This window comes from Komagataeibacter europaeus LMG 18890, from assembly GCF_000285295.1.
Classification (GTDB): Bacteria; Pseudomonadota; Alphaproteobacteria; order Acetobacterales; family Acetobacteraceae; genus Komagataeibacter; species Komagataeibacter europaeus.
This window is the reverse complement of record NZ_CADP01000013.1, coordinates 29,867-55,022: the sequence shown is the minus strand read 5'-3', so window position 1 is coordinate 55,022 and position 25,156 is coordinate 29,867. Positions and strand designations below refer to the sequence as shown.

Genomic DNA, 25,156 nt, shown 5'->3' with positions numbered 1-25,156 from the left:
AGCAAGGCATTGTCAAACTTGAAAAACTTTCGGATCGGGCTGTTAGACGCTGTTTGAAACCGAACACTTGATAAAAAACAATAAAAGTCTTTGGGTGTCGCTTTTTTCAAAAAGTCGGCGTGCCTCGAAACGTTCCGGAAGCAGCTTCGTCAAGAACGTCCTTATGATCTGTTCACCCCTTCGTACTGGAAGCAACGTCTGGCTGGCGGAGGGGATCGTCAGGCTATCGGGAAACTTTCATATTCGGAACAGTCCTTTAGAATTTTATCTGGAACATCGACATGACCGCATGGAAATGTTCGGCTGATGGCGTGCGCGTGACCTGCCCGTATTCATACTGCACGGTCGTGCGGATGATCCCCGTGGGCCACCAGTTCACGGCCAGTGACCCGGTCTGCTGGTCGCCGCCATGTATGGGGCCGGATTCAAGGTCGGCCTGTGAATAGCGGGCCGCGACTTCCAGCACGCCATAGCCGTTGCACAGCACGCTCTGCTTCCTGTCACATGATGGGGAGGAAAACGCCGCCGTGCGTCCCTTCCACTCCCGCTGCCTGCCATTGATGGTGTAGCCAAGCTGTCCGTACCATCCGTGAAAGCGTAGCTGCTGGCTACTGTTGCTGACGTGGCTGTTCAGCAGGATGTCATAGGATTCGCCCTGGAACAGCAGTCTTTTCCATGACACGGCGGCCTCCACCCCGAAGGCGCCCGCGCTGTCGGACAGGATCTTCCCTGTATCGAGGTATTTTGAAACCGTCCCCGGATTGATTTCAGGATTATCGGACAGTGACAGCGCCGGGGCGGCATTGCGTGCGGAAGCCGGGCGGAATATCCATTCCCCCGAAACCCCCAGATGGAACAGCAGGGCGCGCGTCCTGACCGGCAGGCCGACAAGGCGGAAGGCCATGGCGCGCTGGTTGCCGTTTTCGCCCGGCCCCGCGGTGCCCGCAGTGGCGGACAGTGCGAAATGATAGCGTTTTCCATAGGTTTCCGCCTGCACGGCCTGCCGTTCGATACCCGTGGCCAGGTTGCGGGTCAGGGTGGAAATGCTGGACCGTTCGATAAAGACGGTATCACCCTGCGCCTGCATGGATTCAAGGCCGAAGCTGGGTTTGAAAATCCCCGCCGTAAATACGAAATGCCGCAACCCGACATAGGAAACCTGGCCTTCAAACAGGCGCATTGGCCCACCGGGCGCGGGTCCGAAATCCCATATGGCCCCGATTTCGACCTGTTTGTGGATATTCAGCCGCACGCCATTGCGCAGGCGCGCGCCCCGTGCCCCCGTGCCCGGATGGCTGGGGGAGGCATTGGCGAACCCGCCCATGTCAAGCTGGTCCGTGGCATAGGGCTTTATGGTCACGCCATGCAGGTCAATGGTGGGCACGGTCTGGGCATGGATGGGGACAGCGTATAGCAGCACGAAGGCGCCTAACGCGGACCCGGCTTGCAATCGGCATGACAAGGGATGGTAATCTCCACGCAATGCTTGGGGGCGCACCCGCAGCCCCATAGCATGGACAGACGGCGGGAGAGGCCATCAAATATGCGCGGGTACGTGTTGCCTGTTGGGAAACAGGGGCGCGTGGACAGGCAGGCGGGCAGTCATCCGGTCGAGCTCACCTTATCTGCGTAATCCGGCGACCGGGCGTGCGGGGTGGTGCGTTCATCCGGGTGGTCTTTCGCACGCATGACCCGGCCAAAGGCCGTCTGGCCAAAGTCACGGGTGTACGCGCCATCGGTCCATGCCGTCCGGCCCGCGACCACGACATGGCGGACGACGCCGGGCGGCCGGTTGATGACCTGACGGCAGCCAAGGGCACTGCGATGGACGAATTCATAGGTTTTTTCCGGATCCCACCGCCGCAGGGCATCTGGGTCGATCACGCACAGATCCGCCTGCGCGCCTACCTTCAGCACGCCTGTATTGAGGTTGAAAAAGCCAGCGGGCAGGCCGGTCAGCCGATGGACGGCAATGGCCACCTGCCGCGGCCCGTCAGGCTTGGCGATTTTCAGGGTCCGCAGGTTTCCGTCATAAAAGGCGATATTGGCCAGATGCGCGCCGCTGTCATTGAATCCCGGCAGCGTATGGGGGTTGAGCAGCAGGCTTTTCAGCGTGGCCGGATCGCGGTTGGCAAAGGTCGTCTCCCACCGCAGGTCCGTATCCCATTGCCGCATCAGGTGGATGAAAAAAGCGGCGTCATCCTCGATGGGATTGGGAAAGGTCGTGAAAAACGCGGCTTCTTCCGCGTTGACCGCCCCATGGCGTCCCTTCGTCGCCTGCCACTGCCGCAGGCGGTGATAGGGGTATTGCAGCGTTTCGCCCTGCCACAGGGGCAGGGGGCATTCGGCCACCTTCATATCCGCCAGGCGCCGGGTCAGTACCGTGTCCTCCAGCCGCAGCAGTCGCCGCAGCCGTGCAATCGACCATCCTGTCCTGCCCTTCAGCCACATTGCGCGGAAGGACGCGATCCATTGCGGGTCATCCAGAATACGCAGCCGCCCCGCCCGGTCATCGAGTTCCAGTTCATTCAGGGCGCGCAGTTCGGGTATTTCGTCCGCTATGGGGTTGATCGCCCCGTCGCTCCATATCCGGAACGTGCCCGACAGCACCTGAAAACGGAACATCCCGTCCAGCAGGCGGGAATTGAGGATGGCGGACAGCGTAAGGCACATCCTGACCGCGGCGCGGTTGGTCCACAGGTCGATCGCCGCCAGCACCGTGGTGCGCAGCGGGCGACCGAACAGCCGCCCGCTGGTCAGCAAGAAGGTGCGCACCGCTTCGATGATATCATCCTTGGGCGGGGTCGCCTGCCACACGCGCCCGTAGCGGCGGACGACATTGGTCAGCTGCGCCAGTTCGTGGTAGCTGGCGTACTGGGTCGGGATCTTGCGCTTCTTGTGCGGGTTGTTCGCCAGGAAATGAAAGGGCAGGGCATCGGTGGAAAAACCGGCGTAACCCTGCGCCATGCCTGCATCCACCAGACGTTCCATCTGCGCGCGTTCGCGCTTTGTGGGGGGACGGGTAATGGACTGCTGCAGCCCCATGACCGCGATGCGCAACATGGAATGGGGAATGAGCGGGACAATATTGGCCCCCAGCGGCAGGCTGGAAAGATGGTCCAGATATCCCTGTGAATCCGTCCATGTGCAGGCATCGGCCACGCGGGCCAGCACGGGCTTTGGCATGTTTTCCACCCGGGCGAAGCAGTCCACCACGGGATCTTCCCCCGCGCTGCGCTGGTGGCCATAGGTGATCCCGATGGAACAGTTGCCGATCACCACCGTGGTGGTGCCATGGCGCACCACTTCGGGCAGTTCGGGGGACAGTTCCAGTTCAAGGTCCAGATGGGTGTGGATGTCCAGCATCCCCGGCATCAGCCAAAGGCCGGTGCAATCCACCTGTGTTGCGTTTTCATCCCAGTCCAGCGATGGGCCGATTGCCGCGATCCGGCCACCTGATACGGCAATGTCGGAAATGACAGGATGGCTGCCCGTGCCGTCAAAAAAAAGCGCGTTGCGGTAAACGGTATCGGGCACGCATGTCTCCCCATGTCGGAACGTGGGCACGCCGGGACCCCGTGCCGCACAGTCACGATAACAGCCCGGCGGGGGGAAGGTTGCGTGCCGCGGTGCGGGGAAGGATCACAAAATCATCCACCACCTGTCGCGTGCTCTGGCCATATCGCCAATCGATGCGTATGCAGGCATCCCGCATGAACGGGCAGGAAAGCGCAGGGTGGACATATGCCGCATATACGGAACATGACATGGTGGCCCTGACACGGCTGTTTCCGCTATGGGCGGTCCTTGTCTCGGCCGTGGCGATTGCATCTCCCGCGCCGTTCCTGGCATTGACGCCTGCCATAACGCCACTGCTCGCCTTCATCATGTTCACCATGGGCGTGACGCTGACGGCGGGGGATTTCATGCGCATCGCGCGCAGGCCGCTGCCGGTCATCGCCGGCGTGGTGCTGCACTATCTCGTCATGCCGCTGGCGGCATGGGGGATTGCGCATATGCTGGGCATGCCGCCCATGATCGCCACCGGCATGGTGCTGGTGGGCTGTGTTTCCAGCGGCACGGCGTCCAATGTCATGATCTACCTGTCACGCGGGGATGTGGCGCTGTCTGTCAGTATCAGCACGCTGTCCACGCTGGTCGGTATCGTGGCGACCCCGGTGCTGACACGGTTTTACGTCTCGGCCGGCCTCAGTGTCGATAGCTGGGGACTGTTCCGCAGCATTGTCGAAATCGTGGCCCTGCCGGTCATGGGGGGCGTGGTGGTCAACACCGCCTGTCCCCGTCTGGTCCGGCGGGTTGAGCCGGTGCTGCCGCTGGTGGCCATGGTGTCGATCATGACGATCATCGGCAGCATCGTGGCGGGCGTGCGCCCGTCGCTTGCGGCGGTGGGGCCGCTGGTGCTGCTGGGGGTGGTGTTGCACAACGCGATCGGGCTGCTGGGTGGGTACTGGGGTGGCCGCCTGCTGGGCTTTGACGAAAGCGTATGCCGCACGCTGGCGCTGGAGGTCGGCATGCAGAATTCCGGCCTGGCCGCGACGTTGGGGCGGCTGTATTTCTCCCCGCTGGCGGCCCTGCCGGGGGCGGTATTTTCCGTATGGCACAACATATCGGGGTCAGTCCTGGCCGCGCTGTGGGCGGGGCGGCCCCCACGCGACGGCCGCCCGTGACCCCACGCGCCGTTACCATTATGGCGGCGGCGCGTTACCAGGCGTATGCAGCAACAAAAAAAGGGCGACGACCAGCAGGATGATCGGCAACAGGCCAAGGCCGTTGAAGCCGGTTCCCCTCGGTCCGCCATACCAGCCTGAGCGGTAACCATAGCCACCTCCGCCAATGGCGAAGATGATGAGGGCAATGATAAGAAGGGTCAGCATGGGATATACTCCACGAAATGCCTGCTGGTCCAACGGGCCATCGTGGGGATGGTTCCTGTATTAATGGGCGTGTACGGCAGGCGGAAGCAAGAAAAGCCGTAAATAAAACCGCACAGGTCGCGCCATGCATCCTTGTGCCGCTGGATAGGGTGGTTTTGCGCCCCGACGCCGTGGCGCCGGATCTTCCGGCCTGCGTTGCTACAGGGATGTTTGTGGTAAAGCCTTTTGCAAAAAACTTCAGGAAACGCCGTCTTTTTGAAAAAAGGCGGGATCCGGCAAACCTTTCTTCTTTTTTCCTTGATGAATGATCATGCAACACCTGTCCCGAACAGGCCCCGAACTGGATTTTACGCCGTTTCGCTCCATATCTTCCTGACTGGCTGTATCATTCGTGCTGAGGTAATGGCGTGATCCCGTTTTCCGTACTTGACCTTTCCCTTATTACGCGCGGCGGCAGCGCGGGCGATGCCTTCCGCAATACGCTGGATCTGGCGCAACTGGCCGATGATCTCGGGTTTGCGCGATACTGGCTGGCTGAACACCATGCCATGCCGGGCATTGCGTCGGCTGCCACGGGCATCCTGATCGGGCAGGTGGCGGCGGCGACACGGCGCATCCGTGTTGGCGCGGGCGGCGTCATGTTGCCCAATCATTCCCCGCTGGTGATCGCCGAACAGTTTGGTACGCTGGAAACCCTGTTTCCCGACCGGATTGACCTTGGTCTCGGTCGTGCGCCGGGGGCGGACCAGCGCACGGCCCGCGCCCTGCGTCGTGACCCGCACGCGCCCGAACGCTTTGCGTCCGACGTGGTCGAACTGCTGCATTATTTTGAACCGGCCGACCCCATGGACACCCATATGGTCCACGCCATACCCGGCACGGGCCTGCGGGTGCCGGTGTGGCTGCTGGGGTCGTCGTTGTTTTCGGCGGTGCTGGCGGCGCGGCTTGGCCTGCCATACGCCTTTGCCTCGCATTTCGCACCGGGCCAGATGGCGGAGGCGATCAGCCTCTACCGTGCCCGCTTTGAACCCTCGGACCGTTGCCCCAAGCCCCATGTCATGCTGAGCGTGAACATCATTGCGGCGGATGGGGAAGAAGAAGGCGCGTTGCTGGCAACCTCCCTGCAGCAGTATTTCATTGCCCTGCGGCGGGGACGGCCCATTGCCTTTCCCCCGCCGGTCACGGATACCACCGGCCTGTGATCGCCAGCGGAACAGGCGATGGTGGACCAGACCCTGTCATGTACGTTTGCAGGTTCACTCCAGTCCATCACGCCACGGCTGCGTGATTTCATTGCCCGGCATGAACCCGATGAGCTTCTGGTTGCGCTGCCCATTCATGACCATGCACTGCGGCGACATGCCTTGGAATTGACCGCTGCCATGCAGGCCACGCTATCGTCGGGTTTACACGTCAGTCCCTGAAGCATCCTTCAGATCAAAACGAAGTTTTTGGCGAAGGTTTTTTCAAAATGCTTCGAAAGACACCGCCTTTTTGAAAAAAGGCGGCACCCGAAAACTTTTATTTTTGATTTCTTTTCAAACAGTAATCCGGTTTTGAAAACCTGTTCAGACCACCGGCGTCAGCAATGGCCTGCCTGCGAAATGGGCAGCAAGATTTTCCACGACCAGCTTTCCCATCGCCATCCGGGTTTCCACCGTGGCACTGGCGCGGTGGGGCTGCAGCACGGTACGGGATGAGGTCCGCAGCCCCTCGGGCACGTCGGGTTCATGTTCGAACACATCCAGCCCCGCGCCACCCAGTGTTCCATCCGCAAGGGCTGCGACAAGGGCGGTTTCATCCACCACCGACCCGCGCGCCACGTTGACCAGCACACCATCCGGCCCCAGCGCATCAAGGACCTGCCGGTTGACCAGATGCCGTGATCCCGCCCCGCCGGAGGCCGCCACAACCAGCACATCGCTGTTGCGCGCAAGGGTCGGCAGTTCCGGCACGAAAGTATAACCGGGCAGGTTCTTGTCACGGCGGTCGGTATAGGAAACCGGCATGCCGAATGCACTGGCGCGTGTCGCCACGGCCTGTCCCACATGGCCCATGCCCAGTATGCCCAGCCTGCGCCCCGATACCCTGTGGCCCAGCGGTGGCGCGGGCCTGCGGCCCCATCCGCCATCACGCACGTAGCGGTCCGCCGCCGGCAGCCCGCGCAGCAGCGACAGCAGCAGGCCCATGGCCATGTCCGCCACGTCATCGGTCAGTACGCCCGGCGTGGTGGTGACATGGATGCCGCGTCGCTTTGCTTCATTCAGGTCAACGGCGTCCGTGCCAATGCCGTTGATGGCGATGATTTCCAGATGGGGCAGGCTGTCCATGACGGCGCGGGGCACGCCCGTGCCGCCGCCGGTCGCGATACCGCGTATCAGTCCGGCGATTTTATCCAACGGTTCACCCGCTATCGGCCGATGGACGGTATAGGCCGCATCAAGCTGTTTCTCGATCTCAGGCATCATGGGTTCAAGCAGCAGGATATCGGGCTTCATGTCAGACCTTTCGTACGGGGGGCGAGGGGGTTCAGGCCAGATGGGCGCGTACCGGCCCCAGCGCGGGGAAGCTGGCTTCGACATCCGTGCCGTGTGCGACGAAAATGGTGCCAGTGGTGGAACCGGTTGTCACCACGCAGCCCGCACCAATGCCCATGCCGCGACGTGCGGCATGATTGGCCAGCCAGACAAGCATGCGCAACGGGTCGCCTGCCGCGTTGCCGCCGATATGATCCACCGCGACCTTGCCATTGATCCGCAGCACCACGCGTTCGCGTACCGGATCAAGCGTGCGCCACGCGGTGGTGCCGGGGCCTACGATCATGGCGCCATGGCTCTGCTGGTCGGCGGCATGTAGCAGTTTATGCAGTGATCCGGGCCGGGCGAAGCGGGTATCGAGGATCTCGATCACCGGGTGGGCCGTGCCAATGGCGTCCAGTACCTCGTCACGTGTCCATGGCGCGGCCCGTGGGGGCAGGGCGCGGGCGAAACGGTAGCCGATCTCGGCCTCGACCCCCAGGTGGCGGCACGTATCCGCCGGGACCGTGGCGCCATCACTGAAAATGGTCGCGGTATGGATGGGCGCGCAGGCGGGTTCGGCATCCGGGCTGGATGCGCCTACTTTCCACCCGCCAACCGGGCCGAGGGATCGTCCCACCGTATCCTGCACGGCATAGGCTTCTGCCTCCGTGGCGGGAACCAATGCCCCATCCACGCTGGCGGGCGGTGGCAACTGGCCGCGCCGTACGGCAAGGAGCAGTTCAGGCAGGCTGGTGCTGGCAGGCATGAAAATGGGATCCCCCGATACGGTCATGACCCCGGCACGATGGCACATCACACCCCCGCACGCCATGCCAGGGCCGGGGACGTGACCTGTGGTCTTGGTCAGACGCGCCGCGAATTATCAAAAGTTTCGAAGAACGCCGCCTTTTTGAAAACAGGCGATGCCCAAAAACTCTTATTATGCATCAACGGATCCGTCACGATGGGGCGCAAGCGGGAAATGGCACGCCGCTTCGTGGCCGGGGCGGATTGAATGCAGGGCGGGCGCCTCCGCCCGGCAACGGTCCTGCACATATGGACAGCGCGTATGGAAGCGGCACCCGGCCGGGCGGTTGACGGGGCTGGGTATGTCACCCCCCAGCGGCGGCGGGGGCGTGGCACCCACCACGTGGCGGGGCACGGCGGCGGTCAGGGCGGCGGTATAGGGATGGGCGGAGCGGTGCAGCACGTCATCCGTCGCCCCGATTTCAACAATCGCGCCCAGATACATGACGGCCACGCGGGTCGAGACCTGCCTGACCACCGCAAGGTCATGCGCCACGAACACGTAGGTCAGGCCCAGCCGTGCCTGCAGGTCGGCAAACAGGTTGACGATCTGGGCCTGCACCGACACATCCAGCGCGGAAACCGGCTCATCCGCCACCACCAGGCGGGGGGACAGCGCAAGCGCGCGGGCAATATTGATGCGCTGGCGCTGGCCGCCGGAAAATTCATGCGGATACCGCGCCAGTGCAGCGGCAGGCAGGCCGACCAGATCCATGAGGTCACGTACGCGCCGTTCAATGTCCACAGCCGACCGCCTGCGCCCGTCCGGGCCGCGATGGACGCGCAGGGGTTCGGCCAGCAGGTCCCCGATACGGCGGCGCGGGTTCAGGCAGGCGCTGGAATCCTGAAACACCATCTGCATGCGGGGCCGCAGCGGGCGCAGGCGGCGTTCAGGCAGGGTGGTGATGTCGCGGCCTTCAAACACCACCTGTCCCGACGATATGTCCGTCAGCCGCAGCATGCATCGTCCCAGCGTTGACTTGCCGCAGCCGGACTCTCCCACCAGTCCCAGCATCTCGCCCGGCATGACCGACAGGGATATGCCGTCCACCGCCACCAGATGCCGCCCATGCCCCACGTGGTAGGTCTTGGACAGGTTGCGCACCACCATCAACGGGGCGGGGGCCGGTGTATCGTTCATGGGCATGCGTCCCCACGGGCAACCGTGCGCGGCGGCAGGGGCGTGCCCTCGGCTGGCAGCACGCAGGCGGCCGCATGGCCGGGGCCAAGCGGCACCAGCGCGGGCGGGGCTGCGGTGCAGGTGGCATGGACATGCGCGCAGCGTGGGCCGAAGGCGCAGCCGGCCGGGCGGTCCGTGGGCACGGGCGGCGCACCGGCAATGGCGGGCAGGCGATCGGGCCGTGGGCCATAGAGCGGCGGGATGGAATCCAGCAGGGCGGCGGTATAGGGGTGACCGGGATGGTCAAAGACCCGTCCCGATGGCCCCGTTTCCGCCACCCTGCCGGAATACAGCACCAGCGTGCTGTCACAGGTCTGGGCCACGACGCCCATGTCATGTGTAATCAGCAGCACGGACGATCCGTGTGTCGCGCGCAGTGAACGGATCAGGTCAAGGATCTGTGCCTGCACCGTTACATCCAGCGCGGTTGTCGGTTCATCGGCGATCAGCAGCGTGGGGTTGCATGACAGCGCCATGGCGATCATCGCGCGCTGCCGCAGGCCGCCCGATAATTGGTGGGGATAGCGCCGCGCCATGCGTTCGGGGTCGGGCACGCCCATTTCACCCAGTATCCGCACCGTGCGCGCCCGTGCCTGCGTGCGGGAGACGCGTTCATGGGCGCGGATCTGTTCATCAATCTGCCAGCCGATGGTATAGACAGGGGTGAACGCCGTCATCGGGTCCTGGAAGATCATGGCGATGTCGCGCCCGCGCAGGCGGCGCATCTGCCGTGGCGGCAGCCCGACCAGTTCCCGCCCGCGAAAGCGCACCGACCCGCTGACCCGCACCCCCGGCGTGTCAATCAGGCCCATGATCGCCATGGCGGTGACGGACTTGCCGGACCCGGATTCCCCCACCAGTCCCAGTATCCCGGCCTCCGGCAGGCTGAAGGAGACATGCTCGACAATCGGCACCATGCGTCCGCGCGCGGGAAAGCCGACACACAGGTCACGGACGTCCAGAAGCGGGGCGGGGCGGTCAGCGGGCATCACGCACCCTCGGGTCAAGGAACAGGTAGATCACATCCACCGCCGCGTTGGCCAGCACCACGAACACGGCGGAATACATGACGGCGGCCATGATGACCGGCAGGTCCAGCGTGGTCAGTGCGCGATAGGTCAGGCGACCGACGCCCGGCAGGCCGAACACCACTTCCGTCAGCAGCGCGCCACCGCCAGCCAGCTGCGCGAAATCCATCCCGAACAGGGAGACGAATGTAACCATGGACGTGCGCAGCCCGTGCCACAGCAGCACGCGCACGGGTGACAGGCCCTTGGCGCGCGCCGTGCGCATGAAGTCCTCCCCCGCCAGGGTGACAAGGTCGGTGCGCAGCACGCGGCTGTATATGCCGATGAACATGACCGCCAGCACGACCCACGGAATGACCAGTGCGCGGAACCACCCCAGCGGGCTCTGGCTGAAGGGTATGTAGCCCAGCCCCGGCACCCATGAAAACAGCCATGTGTCGTGATAGCGGTTCTGGGTGATCAGGTTGGCGACTTCCCCCAGCCAGAACACGGGAATGGAAATCCCCACCAGCCCCAGCATCATCAGCCCCCGGTCCACCCATGTATCCTTCATGGCGGCGGCCACCGTGCCCATGGCGATGGATGCCGTCACCCAGATGAACGCCGCCCCGCAGACCAGGCATGCCGTGACGGGGGCCGCCTGCATGATCTCGGGCACCACCCGTTCGCCGCGGTTGGCATAGGATGCAAGGTCGCGGGTGATGAACAGCTTCTTCATCATGATCGCGTACTGCACCGGCAGCGGGCGGTCGAAGCCGTATTCATGGCGCACCTTTTCCATGGTCTGTGGCGATGCGTTCCGTCCGGCAATGCGTGCGGTCGGGTCCGCGCCGGGTGTTGCGAAAAAGATGCCGAACACCAGGACCGACACGCCAAACAGCACCAGCAGCGTCTGGCCCGCGCGGCGCAGCAGGCCGGTCATGAACGCCGCCCCCCGTCACGCACGTCCAGCGCATCACGCAAGCCGTCACCAAGGATATTGAGCGCCAGCACCACGGTCACGATCGCAATCCCGGGCGCCACGGCCACCATGGGGCGGGTATAGATCAGGCCTTCGCCATCCTGGATGATGGTCCCCCACGAAGGCTGTGGCGCCTGCACCCCGAGCGAGAGGAAGGACAGCGCACTTTCCGCCAGCAGCGCCAGCGCCATCAGCAGCGGGCCGAGCGTGACCAGCGTGGTCATGACATTGGGCACGATGTCGCGCAGCATGATCCGCCATCCCGGCACGCCCAGACAGCGCGCGGCCGTCACGAATTCCGCCCGTCGCAACGCCATGACCCGCCCGCGTATCGGGCGCGCGGCATAGGGCACGTAAACCAGCGCGATGATCATGACGGGAATGAACAGTCTGTCCGCCCGCAGCACGAACGGGCCAAGGCGCACCTGCTGGCTGACCATGACAATGGAAAGCGATATGGCGAACAGATAGACCGGCACGGCCCACATGATGTCCATGATCCGGGACAGGACGGTATCGACAATCCCGCCGAAAAACCCCGCGACAATTCCCACGCCCGCCGCCAGCAGCAGGCACGTGATGGCCGCCCCGGCGGAGATCAGCAGTGAATTGCGGCCGCCATACAGCAGGCGCGCCATCACGTCGCGCCCCTGGCTGTCGGCCCCCAGCATGTAGGTCGTGCGCCATGTCGGCCCGATGGGGCTGAGGCCAAGGTGCAGCGGATTGTCATTGGGCTGCATGATGTCCACGTCCCGTCCGTCCAGCATGATGGTGCCCGCCACGGTGGACTGGAACGGGTTGGTCCGGGCAATGGCGTGGGCGTAGAACGGGGCCAGCAGGCACGCAGTGGCCACCGCCACCAGCACGGCCAGCGCCACCATGGCCGACGGGGTGCGCACAAGGTTGCGCGCGGCCTGCCGCCATGGGCCGGGGGATGGGGGCTGGGTCTGGGCGGACATGATGGTATGGCACTCAGAAACTTGGGTCAGGACACGAATGCAGGGTGGCATCATATCCCCCGCTTGCGAAGGGGCTGTCACGACCCGGGCCATGTTTTATCCGATTTTGCCGGCCGGTCGGGCATGACGGGCGGCAAAACCATGTTCCATGATGGACAAGGGCGACGCGCGCCCGGAACAGTCGCCACAATTCCCATGATCGCTGCGGACGGGCCTGACCCTTTCGGGCGCAGGCGGGTCTGCAGACTGTCTGAAAAGTTGGCCCGGAAAACATTCAGCAATCATAAAGAAGTTTTGGGTGAAGCTTTTTTCAAAAAGCTTCGAAGAACGCTACCTTTTTGAAAAAATGTAGCACCCGGAAACTTCTACTGTTTTTGGGATGAGCCAAAATAATTCGGGATTTCAGGCGTATCACGCGCCATGCCGTGATTTTCCAGCAGGGCGACAGCGGTGGCGAAGCTGGGCGCAAGCGGCAGGAGCGGCGTCATGGTCGCCTGCCATGCATGGTACAGGTCGGCCTTGCCTTCATACACCACGGCGGATGGCCGGTTGTCGCGGTCCAGTTCCTGTATCCACCCGCCATGCCTGCGGTCGATCATGAAGGTGTCGATATAATCCCACAGCGTGCGGTACCACTGTTCATACCGCCGGTGGCCCGTGCGCTTAAGCAGGGCGGCGGCGGCCGTCATGGCCTCCGCCTGGCACCAGTGGGGGCGGTTATGGACCACGGGTTCATGGTTCCAGTCGATCGTATAGATCAGCCCCGGCGCGCCATCACGCGCCCATCCCGCCGTCATGCCGTTGTGGAACATCTCGGTGGCGTCTTCCAGCAGCCATGCGGGCGCACGGCCATCGGCGCGCAGCAATGCGGCTTCCAGCTTCAGCAGCAGGTGCGCCCATTCCGTGAAATGGCCCGGCGTCATGCCATAGGGGCGTAGCGGGTCAGCAGGGTGGCCACGGTTGTAGTCGTCCAGCCGTCGCCAGTTGCGGTCGTAGTGTTCGGGCAGGCTGTAACCCGCATCGCGCGCCAGTGTATGGATGAAGCGTTCGGCCACGCGCAGGCCCCGGTTGCGCCAGATCGGGTCGCCCGTCACATCGGCCACGGCCATGCAGGCTTCCAGCGAATGCATGTTGGCGTTGGCGCCCCGGTAATCTTCCTCATCCGACCAGTCGGCGGCGAAGCTTTCGCGGAAAACGCCTTCTTCCTCGCTCCAGAAATGCCGTTCCCAGACCGCAAGCGCCTTGTCCAGCAGCCTGCGCGCACCCGCAATCCCCGCCACGGTAGCCGATGATGCGGCCAGCACGACAAAGGCATGCAGGTACGCCTGCTTGCGCCCGGCATCCGGCGGTTGTCCCTCGGTCGGCGGGGTCAGGAACCATCCGCCATTTTCATGGTCCGCCAATGGTCCCAGCATGGTGTTGACCCCATGGGCCGCCAGTGGCCCGCAACCGGGCAGCCCACGTTCCGTCGCCACGGCATAGACATGGGTCATGCGCGCGCCCAGCGTGGCGTCGGCGCTGGCGCCGGGCGGCAGGTTGCCCCGGTCGTCCAGCGCCGCGAAGCCACAGGCCACGCGGGATGGCCTGGAAAAATCCAGCAGTCGCTGCCCCTGCATGTCCAGCCAGAGCCGGTGGGGCGAACGGCGCAACCACGAGGACGCCGGCACCATCAGCGCGGGCAGGGCTTCACCCATTGACGATCATGCCCCCGTTCACGTGCAGCGTCTGTCCGGTCACGTATGATGAATCCTTTGCCGCAAGATAGACATAGGCCGGACCAAGCTCGCTGGGCTGACCGATGCGGCCCATGGGCGTATCCTTGCCAAGATTGGCCACGGCCAGCGGGTCGACCGGCCCCCAGCTTGCGGGTTGCAGGGGTGTCCAGACCGGACCGGGGGCGACCGCGTTGACCCGTATGCCCCTTGGTGCAAGCTGCAGCGCCAGGGCGCGGGTAAAGCCCATTTCCGCCCCCTTGGTCGTGGTATAGGCAACCAGTGACTCATTGCCCGCGAACGCGTTGACCGAGGACGTGTTGATGATCGCGCTGTCCGGTCCCAGATGCGGCAGGGCCGCGCGGGTCAGGTAGAAATAGCCATTGATGTTCACGTCCATGTGACGTTGCCAGGTTTCGTCCGTAATATCGGTCAGGTCGCTGCTGACGTACTGGACGGAGGCGTTATTGACCACGATATCCAGCCCGCCAAGGGCCCGCACCGTGCGGGCCACCGCGTCATCGCATGCCGTGCTGCACGATACATCGCCGCGTATGGCCAGCGCGCGGCCCCCTTCGGCTTCGATCAGGCGCACCGTTTCGTTGGCGTCCTCGTCCTCCTCCAGGTACACGATGGCGACATCGGCCCCTTCACGTGCGAAATGCACGGCGGCGGCACGCCCGATGCCACTGTCACCACCGCTGACCAGCGCCCTGCGTCCCTTCAGCTTGCCGCTGCCCATGTAATCGGCGCGGATATGTTCCGCCGGCGGGTCAAGCAGGCGTTCAATGCCGGGCTGGTGGGGCTGGCTCTGTGCGGGAATGCTGTGGGGCATGCGTGGACTCCGTCATGTGGATTGCGAGATGTGCCCGTACGGGCGCGGGGAAGGGGAAACCGTCCATCATGCGCCCATGCCCGCCTTTTTCACCGCGTGCGTACAGGCGTCGTGTCGCGCCGGGATATCGAGGTCGGTCATGCGCGGCATGTTGCCGCTACCGGGTTGCAGGACGCCCACCGTGCCATAGGCATAATCCATATTGCCGTGTTCATCGGGCGGAACCGCGCCGGTGCTATGGATCAGCGTATTCATGAGCGGGGTCGCACCTGCATGGTCAGCCAGGCCATTTTCAATGCAGAAATTCAGGTAGCCCGCCAGCCGCGCACCCGGTGCCGCGTCGATCATGGCCTGTGGCGTCGCGGAAGGGGGCATGGCCATGTCGCGCGCCATGGCGGGCAACATGCCGCCCCCGAACAGGATGCCCGGCGTCATGGCGGGCAGGGTGATGACTGGACGGTACGACATTCGTGGCATCCTTCTGGCGGGACGTGAAATGACGTGGTGGTGTGAAATGGTGCGGTCCGTGGGCCATTGCGGCCATCATGTGCCGCGCATTAAACCCGCGGCAGGGCGGCAGGTTGCATCAGGCGGGCGGGACGCTGGCTGCCCGTGGTGGTCTGCGGTCTGTATGGCCGGGCGGATATCGCCTATGTCATGGGGATGGGAGAACGGGCGTCGTGTTTCGTTCCCGGATATGGTGCAGGAAGGACAAGACCGATGACCGCCCCCCAAAAACGCCTGGGTGCGCAGGAACTGGTTGCCGCCGTGGCATCAGTCGTGGCGAACGAACCGGACATGATTGCGGACATGGCCAATATCGCGGCCATGATTTTCGAGGCGCTGCCCGACCTGAACTGGGCTGGGTTTTATATCTGGAAAGAAGGCCAGCTTGTGCTGGGGCCCTTTCAGGGGAGCATGGCCTGCACGCGCATCGCCTATGGCAAGGGGGTGTGCGGGACGGTGGCGCGGGAACGGCGGACAATTATCGTGCCCGACGTGCATGCCTTTCCCGGGCATATCGCCTGTGACGCGGCCTCGGCTTCCGAAATCGTGGTGCCGGTCATTGCAGGCGACCGGCTGCTGGGCGTACTGGATGTCGACAGTCCGGTGCGCGAGCGTTTTTCCGATACCGACCGGATCATGCTGGAAAAGATCGTGGATCTGCTGGTGCGTGCCATCCCGGTCGGGACGGCATAGGAAACAGGCGAAAGCTGTCCGCCCGGCCCACGGCCTGGGCGGGCGAGAAATGGATCAGATCAGGATTTTCCGTATCTGATGTAGTCGGTCAGTTCACCCAGCAGGCTGTCAAGGAACGTGTGCGGCTGGGGCTGGTCCGGCGTGGTTGTGGTATCGGCGGGCGGGGCCGGGTTCTTGCCCGATGCAAGCTGCCACAGATATTCCGCCCACAGCCGTTCGGCCTGCATGGAAACGGCCGCCTTGCGCAGGTTGTCCAGTGCGCTGACCGCATCCGTATCGCCGCGCTTGACAAGGGGGATCAGTGCTTCGGCCGCATCACTGACGCGGGCCTGGCTGTCCTCGATATGGGTGCCCAGCGTGAAGTAGGCTTCGGCAATGGTCTTGGTATCCATGATGTGATCTTCCTCTCCGGGCTCAGGGGCATGAACTTAGCCCAGCCCTGCCTGCGGCGCCAATCAGGGGAAGTATGCCCCGCACACGCCATGCGGCGACGGGACGGGGATATGAAAAAGCCCGGCCACAATGTGCCGGGCTTTCATGGTGCGGGCGTGGTGTTTCAGAACAGGAATATCATGGCCGTTGAAAGGGCGAATGCAGCGGCGATCAGTGCCGGTCCCGCAATATCCCATCGTGAAAGACGTCCGGTCGGTGCTGTGCCAGCAAGGCGCTGGCGGCGCAGGTGTATCCACATTGCAGCCTCCGTCAGAAGCAGTCGGGTCCATCTGGCTGGACCGTCATATGAAGATAAACGACAGCCATAGTGCGAGTGTAAGCAGGACCATGCCAATGCCAACCATATCGATGACATCGGGATTGGTGCGGTAGCGGGTTCCCCTGTCCATGGCGACCTCCAGGTCCGGGTGGTGGAAAACCACCCGATGCAGGCGATGTAGGCAGGCACGGGGCGCCTTAACAGGGGCGGGACAGGCCCGCAGGCGGGGGATGATCCTGATGACCCATCACGTTTGCGGCATCTGCCCCGTCAGGCCGCGCCGCATGCCGTATCAGCCTGACAGCGGAGGGGTACAGGCGGGATCAGTCCCCGGCCTGTTCCAGTTCATCATTGATCTTCAGCGCCAGGCGCGCCATCTGCAGCGCCCCTTCCTTGCTGCCCGCGCCACAGATGAAGCGCGCGGGATGGGCAAATACCGCGTCAGGCACGCCGCATACCCGGGCCAGTTTTTCCCCATCCAGTCCACGCCATGCCTCAGGCAGGGAGACACGCTGCCCGAAATCGCCGCGCACGGGTGGCACCGCCTTGACGTTCCAGCGGTCGGGGGCGGCAGGGGAGACGACATAGACGACGGGCAGGTCATTTTCGAAAATGACCTTCTCGGTCGGCATGCCCGTATCCATCAGCAGGATGCGCTTGTCTTCGGCGGCTTCGTAGGCGGCCATGACCCGGTGGGCGGCCTTCAGGCTGGCGCGCACGCGGTCCACCGCATTGACCAGATGGGAGGCCACGGTCGTCGCGGCATTGGCGAAGCCCAGCGTCTCGCGCCGCCGTGCTTCCTCCGGGCCATACAGTTCGGTGGTGTCCCATGCCGGACGGCAGGACGATACGATATCGGCCAGCGACAGCCTGCCCATTTTCACGACGCCATTGTCGTCCTCGTCAATCGGCAGGACCAGTGACCTGTCCAGGGCCTGCCATATGGCGGCAATGTCCGCCTCATCCACCTGCGTCTGCACGATATTGCGGATGGCGGCGACCCCGTAATCCTTCCACAGCAGGCCCGCGGCGCTGTAAGGCGTTCCGTCATCACGCAGGGGCTTGTCCTTCATGTGATGGTCATAACGGCCCTTTGCCGGGTCATACTGGCCGCCTACGTCAAACACGATATCGGATGCTGCGATCCGGTCGGGGGAACGTGAACGGATGAATTCCAGCCGGTCGGCAGGTCCGTCACCCAGAACGCGGGCGCGCAGGTCACCTTTGGGCGCAAGGGCGTAGTGAAGGATGACATATCCCAGTGTTTCATCAACGTGGAAATTCCCCGAATGGGTCAGCGCCCGGACGGGGGCGGCTGCGTTGTCAAGGCCAATGGGGGTATGCTCGGACATGGGAAACCTGCTGATGGACGGGAATGGAATTCTGATATGCCCCCGTCATGCCGCAAAGGCCGGCCCAAGACAACCGGCTTCCGCACCATCCCGTCCGTGTCAGGCGCAGGGTAAAAATCCCGCATATCAGGCCATTCATGGCGACATATCGTATGAATGGCCGATGGCGCCGCAATCAGCGCCTGCCTGAAAAAGCGTTGCCGGAAACGTTCTCATGATTGCCGGGCTGACCATTAATATGCACCACGGACATCCTGCGGGTGATGTTTGCCGCGCTGCTGGTCTTCATGCCAGTACACTGGATGGTCCCGGTGCGGGTCACGGCATCCCGCAAGACAGATGATGATGGCACAGGCCATGAATATCCGGGAAGTATGGTGCATGACTGGCCCCCTGATGCCGCGCCTTTGCAACGCTGGCACAGGGGGAAGGTTTGACGGGGGAGAAAGGCGATATGTCCCCCCGCGGTTCAGGATGGATGCGATCCGCTGCCGGTTACGGCGTATCGCGCCATGTGCTGACGCCGTCCATGCCGGTTTTCAGCAGTTCCGCCGTGCGTTCGGGGCTGTCGCCCTCCACATAGACCCGCAGTTCCGGCGCATTGCCGGAGGGGCGCAGGTGCACGATTTCCCCGTTTTCGAACGTCATGCGCAGGCCGTCCGTTTCATCGACATGCGCAAGCCCGCCGCAGGCATCCTGCAGGCCCAGTGCGGCGGCCCCGTTTGCCGGATCCTGACGGAGTGCGGCAATCCGTGCCTGGCTCTGCGCTGTCGGCATTTCCTTCAGCCGGTCACTTAGTGTGAAGCGCCGGGGCAGGGCGGCCACAAGCCCCGCCAGATCCACCCCCTGCTGCCGTGCCGCGACAAGGGCGCAGATCATGGGCAGGATGGAATCCCGCGTGGGCAGGGCGGCAAGGGTGCGCGCGCCCCGTGTCACGTCACTGGCCAGCAGGAAGCCGCCATTGGCTTCATACCCGACGGAGGGCAGCAGCCCTGCTTTAGCCGCGTCGGTCATGGCTGCGACGACAAAGGGGGAGCCGATGCGGGTGCGCCGTATGTCACGGGCAAAACCGGCCTGTTCCAGCGCGGTGTTGCTGCTGACCGGCGTTGTCACGGCGGCGGCGCCAAGGAAACGCGCGGCAATGATCCCCAGCACATCCCCCCGCAGCCAGTTGCCATGCCGGTCCGCCAGCAGGGGGCGGTCGGAATCGCCATCGGTGGTCAGGATGGCGTCCAGCGTGCCGTCGCTGGCCCATTCGCGGGCCAGGGCGGCATCTTCGGGGCGCACGGCCTCGGTATCGACGGGAATGAACGTGTCCATGCGGCCCAGTGGCACGGCGGTGCCGCCCAGTGCCTCGACAATTTCCACCATCACGTCACGCCCCACGGCGGAATGCTGGTAAATGCCCAGTTTCAGGCCGGACAGGGCATCGGGGCCAAAGAAATCACGGTAACGGGCGACAAAGCCCGGAACGACATCGGTTATGACCGGCAGGACGATATCGCGCACCAGCGCCCCGGTCGTGTCAAACCAGCCATCGGGCAGGGTCACGTCCTCCTCCCGCATGGCGGCTTCGTCGGTCTTGAGGAATTCGCCACGCGCGCGGTTGAACTTGATGCCATTGCGATCAGCCGGGATATGGCTGCCCGTCACCATGAGGGAGGGGATACCAAGCGTGAACGCATGCAGGCACAGCGCCGGTGTCGGTACGAACCCGCAGAAAACCGGCACACCCTCCATATAGGTAATGGCCGCGACACAGGCCCGCAGGATGTGCGGCGTGCTGGGGCGCAGGTCGCCTGCCACCGCGACCGGCGTGCCGGGCGCGAATTCACCCAGGCTGGCCAGATGCCTGAGATAGCCCACCGTATAGGCGAAGCAGACGGAATCCGTCATGGCGGTCACAAGGCCACGCGCGCCGCTGGTGCCGAAGGCAACACCGGACTCCTTCATCCACTGGGCTATTTTCATGTATTTCTCTCACAGCTATGACGGGGCGGACGCATGTTGACCTGTTGTCTGTCCGGAGTAAACACATGCGGGCGACAGGGTTGGCATACATGACCATGCCTGCCCGGCATGGTGGCCGGCAGGCTTCCGCCCGTCATGTCCTGCCATCTTTTTTCCATCCGGATCATGCCATCCAGCCAATCATGGAAATGCGGCCGGAAAAAGCCCTGTTTCCATCCGGTGCGCATGACATGTATCAGGTCATGCGCGGCGCGATGGGAAAGGGGACAGGGATCAATCCAGTGTCGCCGGCACGACGGCCACACCGGCCCCGGGGCATGATTTTGCGATCTGCATGCGCTGGATGGCTTCCATCTTGCCCTTTTCGCGTGCCAGAACGCCGGCCACGTCCGACCCGGTCATTTCAGACAGCGGCACGCCCAGCGCCAGCACGCCCCACGTATCGGTCTTGTGCGCCCGGCGCTGCTTGTTGGTCAGGGCTTCCAGCGTGTCGCCCTCCTTCAGTTCCTCCTGCCCAAGCTGCTGGCAGTCCATGCTGGAATAGGCGGTATCAGAGATATAGGTGGGCTTGACGTCCTTCGGGCTGGAAGCGCACCCAGCCAGTACTGCAAGACCCGACAGGGCCAGAACCTTTTTCATTACATTCTCTCCAGAAACGGAGAGGGTTTGTTACATGTCGTCACATTGTCAGGTAGCCGCAAACTGCATGGCTGTGACGCGTGTATCAGCGTCCGGCACGTGGAAAAAAAGCGTCATGTACCATGCCGGTTTATGATGAATCGCTGTTTCCAGCCCCCTGCGGGGCCGTGGCACATGCATGGCCACGGCAGGGCAGGGGGACGGCATGATGGAAACGTCGTTTATATCAAAATCTGTCAGCGGTGATGCGCCGGATTGCTGGCCTCTTCTTCCTATCTGATCACGTGGCGGTATCGACCAGCACGATTTCACTGTCCTCCAGCGCGCGGACACGCAGCGTCTCGGTGGCGGAAATGGCGGCACCGTCGCGTTCGTGTACCGTCGTGCCCTCGATTTCCACACTGCCGCGTGCGGGCACCAGGTAACCAAGCCGGTCCGCGCCCAGCGGGTAATCGACAACCTGCCCCTTCTTCAGCGTTGCCCCCAGCACGCGGGCGTTGGCGTTGATCGGCAGGGCGTCGTCATCCCCCGCATGGCCCGAGGCAAGGACCACGAACCGTCCCGCCCGGTCGCCCCTGGGAAAGGACCGCGTGCCCCATGACGGCGCATGGCCCGCACGGTCAGGCATGATCCATATCTGGAACAGGCGGGTGGCCACGTCCTCGCGGTTGTGTTCGGCATGGCGGATGCCGGTGCCGGCGGACATCACCTGCACATCGCCCGCATCCGTCCGCCCGGTATTGCCAAGGCTGTCGGTATGGGTGATTGCGCCTTCGCGGATATAGGTAATGATTTCCATATCCCGGTGCTGGTGGGTGCCTAAACCGGTGCCGGGGGCGATCATGTCGTCATTCCACACCCGCAGCGCCCCCCAGTTCATGCGGTCGGGGTCATGGTAATGCGCGAACGAGAAATGGTGGCGTGCATCCAGCCAGCCATGGTCGGCATGGCCCAGCTGGCCAAAGGGGCGAACTTCAATCATCGGTTTTTCTCCAGTTGGCTGCGTTGACTATGGACACCACGTTAGCGCCCGACCGGAATCGTGAATATGGAAATGAAGGAAACCTATCGTTTCCATTTGTTGTCCATAGGCCATCATGCGGAGGGAGACATGCCGGGGCCGATAAGATATGGAAACACGCACTGGGAATCATTGCGTGGGATTGTGCAATGCGGCTGCCTGATTTCGAGGCATGGGCCATTTTTGCAAAAGTGGCGGAACGCGGTTCGTTTGCGCGCGCGGCGGAGGACGTCCAGTTGTCCAAACCCACCGTGTCCAAGGCCATAGGCCGGCTGGAGCAGTCGCTGGGCGTCGCCCTGTTCAACCGCAATTCACGGCAGATGTCGCTGACCGAGACGGGGCGGATGCTGCTGGGTCATGCCAACCGGATCCTGGCCGAAGCCGAGGCCGCAGAAATGGAAGCACGCGGTGGCACGCTGGCGCCATCGGGCCTGATACGGGTTGCGGCCCCCATGGTTTTCGGGGTCCGGCATCTGGCCCCGCTCCTGCCGGATTTCCTTGTGCGCTACCCTGAAATCGACATGACCATCGACTATAGCGATGCCATCGTGGACCTAGTGGCGGGGGGATATGACATGGCGCTGCGCATTGCGTCGCTGGCGGATTCCGCCCTGCTGGCGCGGCGGCTGTGTACAGTGCGGCTGCTGCTGGTGGCCACGCCGGGATATGTGGAACGGATCGGCCACCCCGATGATCCCCGTGCGCTGGAGGGGCACAGGAGCTTCGTTTACACCAATACCTCCGCCCCCGGCATGATCCGCCTGCAGCATGAGGGAAACGGGCGGGAGTTCGTCCTGTGCCAGACCGCGCGGCTGCGCGCGGATAACGCCGAAACCTTCCTGCCTGCGCTTGAGGCCGGTCTGGGCTTTGGCCTGTTTCCGGAATTCATGGTGTGGGACGGGCTGAAATCCGGCAGGCTCACCCGTCTCCTGCCCCGGTGGGCAGCCCCGCCCGTGGCCCTGTACCTGGTGACGCCCGGCAGCACCCTGCGGCCCGTGCGGGTCACGGCCCTTATCGATTATCTGGCGGGTGCGTTCGCGCACCCGCCATGGGCACGTCATGACTGACGGACCGGGCGTGTCGTATGGATCAGGCAGCCAGCTTCCTCGCCAGCCCCGCCACATGCCGCCCCAGGAAACGCGCGCCATCCAGTTCGGTGGCGCTGGGCTGGCGTGACCCGTCGCCCGCCGCGATCGTGGTGGCGCCATAGGGCGCGCCGCCGGTCACTTCATCCACCTTCATCTGACCCTGAAAGGTGTAGGGCAAGCCGGTAATCACCATGCCATGGTGCAGCAGGTTCGACATGAGCGAATACAGGGTCGTTTCGTGCCCGCCATGCTGTGATGCGGTGGAGGTGAACACCGCGCCCACCTTGCCCACCAGCGCCCCCTTCAGCCACAGGCCGCCGGTCTGGTCCCAGAAATTGGCCATCTGTGACGGCAGCCGCCCGAAACGCGTCGGCGCGCCGACAATGACCGCATCATATTCCGGCAGTTCCGCCGTGGTGGCGATGGGAGCAGCCTGTTCGGTCTTGAAATGATGGGCTTTCGCCACGTCTTCCGGCACCAGTTCGGGCACGCGTTTCACGTCCGCCTCCATCCCCGCCGCGCGAACCCCTTCGGCCACGGCATGGGCCATCGTTTCGACATGGCCGTAGGTGGAATAATACAGTACGAGAACCTTAGACAATTTCGTAATCCCTTGCTGTGTCATGGACTGTTTCCCGCAGGAACCTTCCTGACAATACGTCGTGCAGCAGGGCTGCATACGCCAAAATCGGAAACGCTCCGTTTCCCGTCTTTATGTGACGCGCGCAGCTCGGAATCAGGTATCGGCAAGGGGCCGCCAGCCCGCTTCGGTGCGGCCAAACATGGGAATATGCCCAAGGGCATGCACCAGTCCGGGCGTGTCGGGGCCCGTATGTTCCAGTTCGGTCCGCCATGCCCAGCCTTCGGTCAGGACCGCCGTGACGCCGGCAACCCGCGCCTGGACCTTCTGCATGAGGCGGATGGCCGCCGCTGCTGTCCGGCCGGTGTTCAGCACGTCATCCATGACCACAACGCGCCTGCCGCGCACGCGCTCGACAAGGGCGGGATCAAGATACAGGTGCTTGGCCTGATCGGGACTGGTGGACGATGTCAGGCATTGCGACAGCGCACTGTCGTACCAGAATTTGCGCGAATGCCCCAATGCGACATAATCATCAAACCCTAGGTTTTCCGCCACGGGCCGGGCATAGGCCAGTCCCATGGTCGGCACGCCGACAATTACCTTCGGTTTCAGTTCCCGCACCATATCGGTCAGCAGGCGGATCAGTGCGCGTTCGACGGCAAATCCCGTCTGGTTGGACATGAGCAGCGCAATGGCCTTTTCCCCGCCCGGCAGGGGACGCAGCGGCAGGACCAGCGTCGATCCATCCACCAGCCGCACGGGATAGCTGTTGTCGTGATCCATCTGGTGTTCCGGCATGGAATGCGCATGCCATTGGGCGTGATAGGGGGATATGTGCACGAATACGTTCCGGTGGTTGGGGCTGTCTGGGCAATATCTGCCTGCATGCCACGATATCCGGACGGTTTCCGGCGCGCCAGTCCCCTAGCGTGTTATCGCCACGCGCCGCTTTCGATCATGCACTGCGTGTAGAAATTACGGCGCGAGGATCTGCTGATGCCGACCGTCACACTTTGCGTGGTGACGTTATTCAGCCCACGTCCGGCGCATTTGGCGTCAATGTTGCGATAGGCGCTGCTGTCGGGCGGCAGGACGGCGGCATGGCCATGTATATAGCCCATTTCCGTGTTGACTTCCTGCACGTGGCGGCTGGCGGTCGGGATATGGATACGGTACGACCGGGCCTGTGCCGGGATACACGTAGTGATTGCCAGCAGCATGAATATGCCGGAACATGCGATTTTCAGGGGCACAGGGGCATTACCTTAAAGGTTTGTTGATCGCAGGTTATGCGCGCAACATGGCCAGCCTGTGTTCGGATCCTGTCTTTTTGTATCCCGCAGGTTAGGGATTGTTCATGTCGGGAAAAGGCGGTGCGCCGCCCGCCCGTGGGTGCTGACGGCGCGCGGGTCCGTGACCCTTACACGCCCACCATGACATCGGATGCCTTGATGATGGCGGTCGCCTTTTCACCGATCTTCAGCTTCAGGTCGGCAACCGCTTCATTGGTGATCGAAGCGGTGATGATGGCGCCACCAATGTCGATGCTGACATGGGACGTGGTCGCCCCCTTGGTGATGGCCGTGATCTTGCCCGCGATCTGGTTCCGTGCGCTGATCTTCATTTTCCGTCATTCCTTTTACGTTTCGTCGTACTGGCTGTAATCACGAAACGGGCAGAAAATCAAACCATGG

Annotated in this window: 25 protein-coding genes and 1 pseudogene; 5 read left to right on the top strand and 21 right to left on the bottom strand. The window is 63.4% G+C overall.

The features are described from left to right. Nucleotides 1-256: 256 nt before the first annotated feature. Nucleotides 257-1,420 carry an OprO/OprP family phosphate-selective porin gene (locus GEU01_RS06855; RefSeq protein WP_019085484.1) on the bottom strand — a complete coding sequence of 388 codons (1,164 nt, stop codon included), beginning with the start codon at nucleotides 1,418-1,420 and terminating at the stop codon, nucleotides 257-259. 182 nt (nucleotides 1,421-1,602) lie between these two features. Further along, nucleotides 1,603-3,537: an N-acyl-D-amino-acid deacylase family protein gene (locus GEU01_RS06850; protein WP_019085483.1), complete on the bottom strand. Its 1,935-nt coding sequence runs from the start codon at nucleotides 3,535-3,537 to the stop codon at nucleotides 1,603-1,605. 230 nt (nucleotides 3,538-3,767) lie between these two features. On the opposite strand from GEU01_RS06850, the gene panS reads away from it, so the two are divergent. Continuing rightward, a complete protein-coding gene (gene panS / locus GEU01_RS06840) occupies nucleotides 3,768-4,688 on the top strand; it encodes a ketopantoate/pantoate/pantothenate transporter PanS (protein ID WP_026018556.1) in 921 nt (306 codons plus the stop codon). Nucleotides 4,689-4,706: 18 nt separating this feature from the next. Here panS and GEU01_RS06835 read toward each other — a convergent pair whose 3' ends face one another. Further along, complete coding sequence (locus tag GEU01_RS06835) at nucleotides 4,707-4,895, bottom strand: hypothetical protein (RefSeq protein WP_010508502.1); 189 nt, start codon at nucleotides 4,893-4,895, stop codon at nucleotides 4,707-4,709. Nucleotides 4,896-4,912: 17 nt separating this feature from the next. Here GEU01_RS06835 and GEU01_RS25650 point away from each other — a divergent pair, with 17 nt between their 5' ends. Together GEU01_RS25650 and GEU01_RS22410 are read left to right on the top strand one after the other, a co-directional pair. Then, nucleotides 4,913-5,203: a hypothetical protein gene (locus GEU01_RS25650; protein ID WP_157212821.1), complete on the top strand. Its 291-nt coding sequence runs from the start codon at nucleotides 4,913-4,915 to the stop codon at nucleotides 5,201-5,203. 99 nt (nucleotides 5,204-5,302) lie between these two features. Next, nucleotides 5,303-6,319: pseudogene (locus tag GEU01_RS22410) on the top strand (LLM class flavin-dependent oxidoreductase). Between the two features lie 144 nt (nucleotides 6,320-6,463). Here GEU01_RS22410 and GEU01_RS06825 read toward each other — a convergent pair. From GEU01_RS06825 to GEU01_RS06785, 9 genes are all read right to left on the bottom strand, one after another. Then, a complete protein-coding gene (locus tag GEU01_RS06825; RefSeq protein WP_019085477.1) occupies nucleotides 6,464-7,393 on the bottom strand; it encodes a 2-hydroxyacid dehydrogenase in 930 nt (309 codons plus the stop codon). Between the two features lie 31 nt (nucleotides 7,394-7,424). Continuing rightward, nucleotides 7,425-8,228 carry a 2-keto-4-pentenoate hydratase gene (locus tag GEU01_RS06820; protein ID WP_019085476.1) on the bottom strand — a complete coding sequence of 268 codons (804 nt, stop codon included), beginning with the start codon at nucleotides 8,226-8,228 and terminating at the stop codon, nucleotides 7,425-7,427. A gap of 126 nt (nucleotides 8,229-8,354) precedes the next feature. Further along, nucleotides 8,355-9,362 (bottom strand): ABC transporter ATP-binding protein, encoded by a 1,008-nt coding sequence (locus GEU01_RS06815; RefSeq protein WP_019085475.1) that lies wholly within the window; start codon nucleotides 9,360-9,362, stop codon nucleotides 8,355-8,357. Next, nucleotides 9,359-10,390 (bottom strand): ABC transporter ATP-binding protein, encoded by a 1,032-nt coding sequence (locus GEU01_RS06810; RefSeq protein WP_019085474.1) that lies wholly within the window; start codon nucleotides 10,388-10,390, stop codon nucleotides 9,359-9,361. The genes GEU01_RS06815 and GEU01_RS06810 overlap by 4 nt, the downstream gene beginning before the upstream one ends. Beyond that, nucleotides 10,380-11,351, bottom strand: a complete 972-nt coding sequence (locus GEU01_RS06805) for an ABC transporter permease (RefSeq protein ID WP_019085473.1) — start codon at nucleotides 11,349-11,351, stop codon at nucleotides 10,380-10,382. The genes GEU01_RS06810 and GEU01_RS06805 overlap by 11 nt, the downstream gene beginning before the upstream one ends. Further along, complete coding sequence (locus tag GEU01_RS06800) at nucleotides 11,348-12,349, bottom strand: ABC transporter permease (protein WP_019085472.1); 1,002 nt, start codon at nucleotides 12,347-12,349, stop codon at nucleotides 11,348-11,350. The genes GEU01_RS06805 and GEU01_RS06800 overlap by 4 nt, the downstream gene beginning before the upstream one ends. 365 nt (nucleotides 12,350-12,714) lie before the next feature. After that, complete coding sequence (locus GEU01_RS06795; protein WP_019085471.1) at nucleotides 12,715-14,043, bottom strand: AGE family epimerase/isomerase; 1,329 nt, start codon at nucleotides 14,041-14,043, stop codon at nucleotides 12,715-12,717. Next, nucleotides 14,036-14,896, bottom strand: a complete 861-nt coding sequence (locus GEU01_RS06790; RefSeq protein WP_010508514.1) for a glucose 1-dehydrogenase — start codon at nucleotides 14,894-14,896, stop codon at nucleotides 14,036-14,038. Before GEU01_RS06790 ends, GEU01_RS06795 begins: the two co-directional genes overlap by 8 nt. A 66-nt stretch (nucleotides 14,897-14,962) precedes the next feature. Beyond that, nucleotides 14,963-15,364, bottom strand: a complete 402-nt coding sequence (locus GEU01_RS06785) for a hypothetical protein (RefSeq protein ID WP_019085470.1) — start codon at nucleotides 15,362-15,364, stop codon at nucleotides 14,963-14,965. Between the two features lie 252 nt (nucleotides 15,365-15,616). On the opposite strand from GEU01_RS06785, the gene GEU01_RS06780 reads away from it, so the two are divergent. Beyond that, nucleotides 15,617-16,096, top strand: coding sequence for a GAF domain-containing protein (locus GEU01_RS06780; RefSeq protein ID WP_019085469.1), 480 nt, complete (start codon nucleotides 15,617-15,619; stop codon nucleotides 16,094-16,096). A gap of 59 nt (nucleotides 16,097-16,155) precedes the next feature. On the opposite strand, the gene GEU01_RS06775 is transcribed toward GEU01_RS06780, so the two are convergent. The 5 genes from GEU01_RS06775 to GEU01_RS06730 all read right to left on the bottom strand — a co-directional run bounded on the left by GEU01_RS06775 (nucleotide 16,156) and on the right by GEU01_RS06730 (nucleotide 21,752). Continuing rightward, nucleotides 16,156-16,488 carry a hypothetical protein gene (locus GEU01_RS06775; RefSeq protein ID WP_010508517.1) on the bottom strand — a complete coding sequence of 111 codons (333 nt, stop codon included), beginning with the start codon at nucleotides 16,486-16,488 and terminating at the stop codon, nucleotides 16,156-16,158. Between the two features lie 643 nt (nucleotides 16,489-17,131). Beyond that, nucleotides 17,132-18,160 (bottom strand): MYG1 family protein, encoded by a 1,029-nt coding sequence (locus GEU01_RS06760; protein WP_019085467.1) that lies wholly within the window; start codon nucleotides 18,158-18,160, stop codon nucleotides 17,132-17,134. A 495-nt stretch (nucleotides 18,161-18,655) separates the two neighbouring features. After that, on the bottom strand, nucleotides 18,656-20,113 hold the full coding sequence (locus GEU01_RS06750) for a phosphomannomutase (RefSeq protein ID WP_019085465.1): 1,458 nt from the start codon (nucleotides 20,111-20,113) through the stop codon (nucleotides 18,656-18,658). Nucleotides 20,114-20,404: 291 nt separating this feature from the next. Further along, nucleotides 20,405-20,770, bottom strand: a complete 366-nt coding sequence (locus GEU01_RS06740; protein ID WP_019085463.1) for a hypothetical protein — start codon at nucleotides 20,768-20,770, stop codon at nucleotides 20,405-20,407. Between the two features lie 280 nt (nucleotides 20,771-21,050). Then, the gene (locus GEU01_RS06730) at nucleotides 21,051-21,752 is read right to left on the bottom strand and encodes a pirin family protein (RefSeq protein ID WP_019085461.1); all 702 of its coding nucleotides are present in this window, start codon (nucleotides 21,750-21,752) and stop codon (nucleotides 21,051-21,053) included. 188 nt (nucleotides 21,753-21,940) lie between these two features. Between GEU01_RS06730 and GEU01_RS22405 the strand changes: the two genes are divergently transcribed. Continuing rightward, nucleotides 21,941-22,858, top strand: a complete 918-nt coding sequence (locus tag GEU01_RS22405) for a LysR family transcriptional regulator (protein ID WP_019085460.1) — start codon at nucleotides 21,941-21,943, stop codon at nucleotides 22,856-22,858. 22 nt (nucleotides 22,859-22,880) lie between these two features. On the opposite strand, the gene wrbA is transcribed toward GEU01_RS22405, so the two are convergent. The 4 genes from wrbA to GEU01_RS06700 form a co-directional block, all read right to left on the bottom strand. Continuing rightward, nucleotides 22,881-23,480 carry an NAD(P)H:quinone oxidoreductase gene (gene wrbA, locus GEU01_RS06715; RefSeq protein WP_026018554.1) on the bottom strand — a complete coding sequence of 200 codons (600 nt, stop codon included), beginning with the start codon at nucleotides 23,478-23,480 and terminating at the stop codon, nucleotides 22,881-22,883. Nucleotides 23,481-23,615: 135 nt separating this feature from the next. Continuing rightward, complete coding sequence (locus tag GEU01_RS06710; protein ID WP_232272433.1) at nucleotides 23,616-24,302, bottom strand: phosphoribosyltransferase; 687 nt, start codon at nucleotides 24,300-24,302, stop codon at nucleotides 23,616-23,618. A 92-nt stretch (nucleotides 24,303-24,394) separates the two neighbouring features. Beyond that, on the bottom strand, nucleotides 24,395-24,682 hold the full coding sequence (locus GEU01_RS06705) for a hypothetical protein (protein ID WP_220464761.1): 288 nt from the start codon (nucleotides 24,680-24,682) through the stop codon (nucleotides 24,395-24,397). A gap of 200 nt (nucleotides 24,683-24,882) precedes the next feature. After that, complete coding sequence (locus GEU01_RS06700; RefSeq protein ID WP_010508531.1) at nucleotides 24,883-25,086, bottom strand: TOBE domain-containing protein; 204 nt, start codon at nucleotides 25,084-25,086, stop codon at nucleotides 24,883-24,885. Nucleotides 25,087-25,156: the final 70 nt, after the last annotated feature.

Excerpts from the sequence above, each read along its gene's own strand:
- panS (WP_026018556.1), top strand. The coding sequence starts at position 3,768 with ATGGTGGCCCTGACACGGCTGTTTCCGCTATGGGCGGTCCTTGTCTCG.
- GEU01_RS06835 (WP_010508502.1), bottom strand. The coding sequence starts at position 4,895 with ATGCTGACCCTTCTTATCATTGCCCTCATCATCTTCGCCATTGGCGGA.
- GEU01_RS25650 (WP_157212821.1), top strand. The coding sequence starts at position 4,913 with ATGCCTGCTGGTCCAACGGGCCATCGTGGGGATGGTTCCTGTATTAAT.
- GEU01_RS06825 (WP_019085477.1), bottom strand. The coding sequence starts at position 7,393 with ATGAAGCCCGATATCCTGCTGCTTGAACCCATGATGCCTGAGATCGAG.
- GEU01_RS06820 (WP_019085476.1), bottom strand. The coding sequence starts at position 8,228 with ATGTGCCATCGTGCCGGGGTCATGACCGTATCGGGGGATCCCATTTTC.
- GEU01_RS06815 (WP_019085475.1), bottom strand. The coding sequence starts at position 9,362 with ATGAACGATACACCGGCCCCCGCCCCGTTGATGGTGGTGCGCAACCTG.
- GEU01_RS06810 (WP_019085474.1), bottom strand. The coding sequence starts at position 10,390 with ATGCCCGCTGACCGCCCCGCCCCGCTTCTGGACGTCCGTGACCTGTGT.
- GEU01_RS06805 (WP_019085473.1), bottom strand. The coding sequence starts at position 11,351 with ATGACCGGCCTGCTGCGCCGCGCGGGCCAGACGCTGCTGGTGCTGTTT.
- GEU01_RS06800 (WP_019085472.1), bottom strand. The coding sequence starts at position 12,349 with ATGTCCGCCCAGACCCAGCCCCCATCCCCCGGCCCATGGCGGCAGGCC.
- GEU01_RS06795 (WP_019085471.1), bottom strand. The coding sequence starts at position 14,043 with ATGGGTGAAGCCCTGCCCGCGCTGATGGTGCCGGCGTCCTCGTGGTTG.
- GEU01_RS06790 (WP_010508514.1), bottom strand. The coding sequence starts at position 14,896 with ATGCCCCACAGCATTCCCGCACAGAGCCAGCCCCACCAGCCCGGCATT.
- GEU01_RS06785 (WP_019085470.1), bottom strand. The coding sequence starts at position 15,364 with ATGTCGTACCGTCCAGTCATCACCCTGCCCGCCATGACGCCGGGCATC.
- GEU01_RS06780 (WP_019085469.1), top strand. The coding sequence starts at position 15,617 with ATGACCGCCCCCCAAAAACGCCTGGGTGCGCAGGAACTGGTTGCCGCC.
- GEU01_RS06775 (WP_010508517.1), bottom strand. The coding sequence starts at position 16,488 with ATGGATACCAAGACCATTGCCGAAGCCTACTTCACGCTGGGCACCCAT.
- GEU01_RS06760 (WP_019085467.1), bottom strand. The coding sequence starts at position 18,160 with ATGTCCGAGCATACCCCCATTGGCCTTGACAACGCAGCCGCCCCCGTC.
- GEU01_RS06750 (WP_019085465.1), bottom strand. The coding sequence starts at position 20,113 with ATGAAGGAGTCCGGTGTTGCCTTCGGCACCAGCGGCGCGCGTGGCCTT.
- GEU01_RS06740 (WP_019085463.1), bottom strand. The coding sequence starts at position 20,770 with ATGAAAAAGGTTCTGGCCCTGTCGGGTCTTGCAGTACTGGCTGGGTGC.
- GEU01_RS06730 (WP_019085461.1), bottom strand. The coding sequence starts at position 21,752 with ATGATTGAAGTTCGCCCCTTTGGCCAGCTGGGCCATGCCGACCATGGC.
- GEU01_RS22405 (WP_019085460.1), top strand. The coding sequence starts at position 21,941 with ATGCGGCTGCCTGATTTCGAGGCATGGGCCATTTTTGCAAAAGTGGCG.
- GEU01_RS06705 (WP_220464761.1), bottom strand. The coding sequence starts at position 24,682 with ATGCTGCTGGCAATCACTACGTGTATCCCGGCACAGGCCCGGTCGTAC.
- GEU01_RS06700 (WP_010508531.1), bottom strand. The coding sequence starts at position 25,086 with ATGAAGATCAGCGCACGGAACCAGATCGCGGGCAAGATCACGGCCATC.